Here is a 5,091-nt window from a genome sequence, read left to right on the forward strand (position 1 = left end):
CACTTTGCGGGATAGTGTCTTTTTAGCATTACTGATTGTTCTATTTACCCAAGGAAATATCTTTGCCGACTTTTGCTTGTCTGGTTCTACTACAACATAATGATTTGTTATAACTTCTTTGAGTTTAACATATCCCGTGTAGCCATCACTTAATACAGATGCCGTTTTGTCTACCGATTTCCCAACCTCTTTATTAATAGTTTCTGATTTCAAATCTTCCATAACTACCATTTTTAGATAGCCAACTTTTCTGTTTGGTTTACCCTTTTTTGGTGCAGAGATACTGGGTTCAGATTCAACCATTACCAATACTTTAGCTTGTTTTTCACTTCCACGACCTCGTTTATTAGGAGTAGATTTTTGACTATTTTCGTTTTCCTTTTCTTTGATAATATCTTTGTTGTCAACCCTTTCAAAGAATCCTTCATCAAATTCAATACAGCCCTTTAATTGATATTTCTCATCACGCTTACTCATCACTCGGCGTATTTTGTGCATCATAAACCAAATTGATTCATAACGCTTGTGTCCCAACATACGTTGCATCTCTAATGCCGAAAAACTCTTTTTTGACAAAGTCATCAGTTCAATACAGAGCATCCAATATTGAAAAGGCAAATTACTATTCTCCATAACAGTACCTGAACGAAGGCTGACGCGACTACCACATTTTTTACATTGAAATTTTAAATCTGTCTTGCGAAAGTAATGTTCTGTGTGTTCACACTTTTTACATACAATTCCAATTTCAAGCCCTTTGGCTTTGAATCCCTCAATACATGAGGCGTCATCAGGATATTTCTCGAAAAATTCAGGCAGGTTCATAGCTCGCATTTGATAGGTTGATGACTCAAATATAAACTTTTTTCAGCATTGGTACAAGTAACGGATAGTCATATTTATTTAAATAAACCGATTTCAGAAATTGACATTACTATATTTGATACGTTTGGTAAATTGATTTATCAAACTAAAACTGACGGTAAAGATTTGGAATTAAGTATTCCTAACCTAGCAAGTGGTTTGTATATTGTTAAACTAAATTCTAAAGAGCAAACAGAAACACTCAAATTTTTAGAGCAGTAAAAAAAAGCGGTTGTAAAATCAACCGCTTTTCTATTGAAAATACTTATTTTTACAAAAAAAACATATGATAAAATTGCTTTTTAAATATAAATACCAAATTATTTTAATCATAATAGGCATACTTTGGGTATCATTTCTTAATGAATTAATGCAAATTAAACATCAAAATAATATTTGTAACGATTGCGATAATTATAGAGAATCCGCAAGTTATTTATATAATAATTTTAAAACACATTATTTTAGACCTATTGGAATGGCTATTATTACTGGAGTACCATATCTTTTTAGAGCTACAGATGCTACTATTTATCAATTTAGTTTGATAATCAATATTATGGCTTGGTTAGGTACTGCGTTGTTGCTATTTAATTTTTTAAAAAAACAATTACCAATTAATAAAGCTCTATTATGGACATTATTGTTTTATTCAATTCTAAGTTTTGTTTTCATTAATTTTCAATTATTAACAGAAAGTATTTTTACTTTTTTAATGATTACCGTTTTTTATTTTCTTGAAAAATATTATACAAAAAAATCCTTTCATTTCTTGTCTTTGGCTGTTAGTATTTTACTTTTTGCAATGCTCATAAAACCTAGTGTGAAATTTTTTGCTATCATAATTTTCATCTATTTTGGTAAAACATTATTAAAAAATCATAGAAATAAAAGTATTCTTTTTATCTATTTAAGTCTATCATTAATTGCATTTCAGTATGTAAAAATGAAAAACGATTATGGTAATTATACGTTAAGTTATATTGATAGTGTTACATATTATAATTATCTCGGAAGCAAAGCATTTTATTATAAAACAAATCACACATTAAATCAAAACACTAATAAAAGGGCAAAATTTTTAGCAAAATTTTCTTATCCAGAGCAACGAAATATAGCTACTAAAGACTTATTAAGCCAAATAAATAATAATAAATTTAACTTAATAAAAGCGTATATTTCTGATTTGTCTGAAAACACAAAAACTCCAAATGGTTCTATTGAAACATCAAAAAATTTAAAAAATAAAGATTATTATAATACTTTAAAAAAATGTTTATCTATAATATCGAAGTATCAAAATAGGTTTTTTACAATAGTTGGATTTATATTGGCTTTATATTATCTTTTCAAATCATATAAGCATGAATTTCTTTACAGTCTAATAAGTTTTTACATTCTATATACAATTACAATATCGGGGGTTTCATGCTCACAAGGAGATCGTTTTCATATAGTTTTCTTTCCGTTTGTTATTATTTTATTTGCAAAGTTATATAATGAAAAAATAAATTTATTTTCAAAAAAACATAAATGAAAAAGCTATCTATTATAATACCTGTTTTTAATGAAGCAAGAACAGTACATTTAATTCTTAATAAAATTGAACATGTAAATTTATCTCAAAACATAGTTAAAGAAATAATTATTGTTGACGACTGCTCTACAGATGATACTTTAGAAGTTGTCAAAAACTACATATCAACTCATATAGAACTGCCAATCGAACTATTGCAACATAACAAAAATAAAGGAAAAGGAGCATCATTACAAACGGGTATAAAAAATGCAACTGGAGATTACATAATTATTCAAGATGCAGATTTAGAATATGACCCAAAAGAATATAACATTCTTTTGCAACCCATTTTAGATGGTCATGCTGATGTAGTATATGGTTCAAGATTTATGGGAGGAAATCCTCATAGAGTATTGTTTTTTTGGCACACAATAGGCAATCGTTTTTTAACTTTCCTATCAAATATGTTTACCAATTTAAATTTAACCGATATGGAAACCTGCTATAAAATGTTTGACACTAAAATATTACAATCAATTTCATTGCAAGAAAAAAGATTCGGTTTTGAACCAGAAGTTACCGCTAAAGTTTCAAGAATTAAAAAAATAAGAATATACGAAGTAGGAATTTCTTATTATGGTAGAACATATGATGAAGGAAAAAAAATTAATTGGAAGGATGGATTTCACGCAATATATTGTATAATTAAATATGGCTTTTTACGTTTATAGAATAATTATTTATTTTTATATATTTACAAACTAATCAATTAAACTAAAAAAATTAGGGCTTCTACATCTGAAAAAGGACACGCAAAAAACATTGCAAACGCAAATTTACTTAACACATATATTGTTCAATTAGTTGCAATATACAATCCAAGTAATCCAAAATTATTACTTCCAAACTTACAAAACATATACACTAATTCTTTTGCACATCAAGAAAGTGTAAATACATTAGTTGCTCCCTATTCTATTGCAGTTGATAATCGTGAAAATGTTTTTGCTCCACAAAGCAGAAAAATAACCAAACTTCGCAAAGCATACAAAGCAACCGAAGGTGTTACACCAGCACAATTAGAAGATTTTATGACTATCGCTCGTAAATTAAAAGGAATTCGTAAAGTAAATAACGCACCAACAACAGACTCAACAGAAGAGCAAAATCAACACTCAACCTCACAAATGAGTTATGACCAACGCACCAATAATTACGATTTGCTAATTTCATTATTGCAAAACACAACAAATTATAATCCAAAAGGGTAGCATCCCATAAAGTGTGTAAGTAAAAAAAGTATTAGGNNCCTAATACTTTTTTTACTTAATTTTAATATTTACACATTTTATGAAAAAGGAAGATTTATTATCCGATGAATTTTTGAAGCAATTCAAAACAGGTGAAGACCTTTATGGCATTTTAGCCCAACTACAAAAGCGCGGAATAGAGAAAATACTCGAAGGCGAATTAGATGCTCATTTAGGCTATGATAAGCACCAGAAGACCACTAAAACCAATGCGCGCAATGGTTTTTCTAACAAAAAAATAAAACATCTTTTGGAGAATCCGAAATTCAAGTCCCAAGAGACCGAGACGCTACTTTTAACCCCTTAATTGTCCCTAAAAGACAAAATATGCTAGATGGTTTAGAGAACGTGATTATCTCTCTTTGTGCCAAAGGAATGAGCAATAGCGACATCGAAGAAAAAATACGAGAAGTTTACAATTTCGATATTTCTACCAGTACAATTTCAAGAATTACCGATACTGTTTCGAGTGATATTATTGCTTGGCAAAATAGACCTTTAGAATCGGTTTATTTAATAGTCTGGATGGACGGAATCGTTTTTAAAGTTCGTGAAAACTCAAAAATAATCAATAAAACCATCTATTTAGCTGTTGGTCTGAACCGAGATGACAAAAAAGAAGTACTCGGAATGTGGCTAGGTAAGAATGAAAGCGCCAGTTTTTGGCTTGGAGTGCTAACCGATTTAAAAGCCAGAGGTGTTGAAGATATACTAATTACTGCCACTGACAATTTGAATGGTTTTACTCAAACTATTAAAAATGTATTCCCAGAATCACAAACCCAAATCTGTGTCGTGCATCAAATCAGGAACTCGGCTCGGTATGTAGTTTGGAAAGATAAAAAGGAATTTTCGGCAGATATGAAGCTTATTTACAACGCTCCAACCAAAGAAGCAGCAAAGCATCCTTGGAAGATTTTTCTAAAAAATGGAATCATAAATATCCCTACGCTATTAAATCCTGGGAAGAAAATTGGGAAGAACTCACCGTATTCTTTGACTTTCCTGTAGAAATCAGAAAAATAATTTACACCACAAATTTAATAGAAAACCTTAATGGAAAAATTAGAACTGCGAAGCACATCATGAATACCAAAATAAAATATTAGCAAATGAGTAAAATACACCAAAAACAAATTGTCATTTCCAACGGATGAAGCTGTTTTAAAATCCGTATATTTGGCTCTGAGAGAAGCGACCAAAAAATGGTCGATGCCAATACAAAATTGGGGATTAATCCTCAACCAGTTCTTAACTATATTTGAAAAAAGGGTTCAACTTTAATTAAAAAGTCAAACCCCTATATTTTTAAACTTACACACTTTTTAGGATAGTGTCGCAAAACCAAGCAACTCAATATGACTGTTTTTAATACCGTTGCAAATAGTTTGAATTATC

General features: G+C 29.7%; 5 protein-coding genes and 1 pseudogene. 5 read left to right on the forward strand and 1 reads right to left on the reverse strand.

What is annotated here, in order from left to right; translation table 11 throughout:
• On the reverse strand, positions 1 to 825 hold an 825-nt coding region (locus B0A57_RS11830), incomplete at its 3' end, for an IS1595 family transposase (protein WP_458249591.1).
• Between the two features lie 48 nt (positions 826 to 873).
• On the opposite strand from B0A57_RS11830, the gene B0A57_RS11835 reads away from it, so the two are divergent.
• From B0A57_RS11835 to B0A57_RS11855, 5 genes and pseudogenes are all read left to right on the forward strand, one after another.
• Entirely contained in the window at positions 874 to 1,086 is a 213-nt protein-coding gene (locus tag B0A57_RS11835; protein ID WP_038466434.1) for a T9SS type A sorting domain-containing protein, read from the forward strand.
• Between the two features lie 64 nt (positions 1,087 to 1,150).
• Positions 1,151 to 2,401: a hypothetical protein gene (locus tag B0A57_RS11840; RefSeq protein WP_038466431.1), complete on the forward strand. Its 1,251-nt coding sequence runs from the start codon at positions 1,151 to 1,153 to the stop codon at positions 2,399 to 2,401.
• Positions 2,398 to 3,114 (forward strand): glycosyltransferase family 2 protein, encoded by a 717-nt coding sequence (locus B0A57_RS11845; protein WP_038466428.1) that lies wholly within the window; start codon positions 2,398 to 2,400, stop codon positions 3,112 to 3,114. The genes B0A57_RS11840 and B0A57_RS11845 overlap by 4 nt, the downstream gene beginning before the upstream one ends.
• Positions 3,115 to 3,474: 360 nt before the next feature.
• A complete protein-coding gene (locus tag B0A57_RS11850) occupies positions 3,475 to 3,654 on the forward strand; it encodes a hypothetical protein (RefSeq protein WP_038466425.1) in 180 nt (59 codons plus the stop codon).
• A 79-nt stretch (positions 3,655 to 3,733) separates the two neighbouring features.
• Positions 3,734 to 4,977: pseudogene (locus B0A57_RS11855) on the forward strand (IS256 family transposase).
• The last annotated feature ends 114 nt before the right edge of the window (positions 4,978 to 5,091 follow it).

The sequence above is a fragment of the Flavobacterium psychrophilum DSM 3660 = ATCC 49418 genome, assembly GCF_002217405.1.
Taxonomy (GTDB): Bacteria; Bacteroidota; Bacteroidia; order Flavobacteriales; family Flavobacteriaceae; genus Flavobacterium; species Flavobacterium psychrophilum.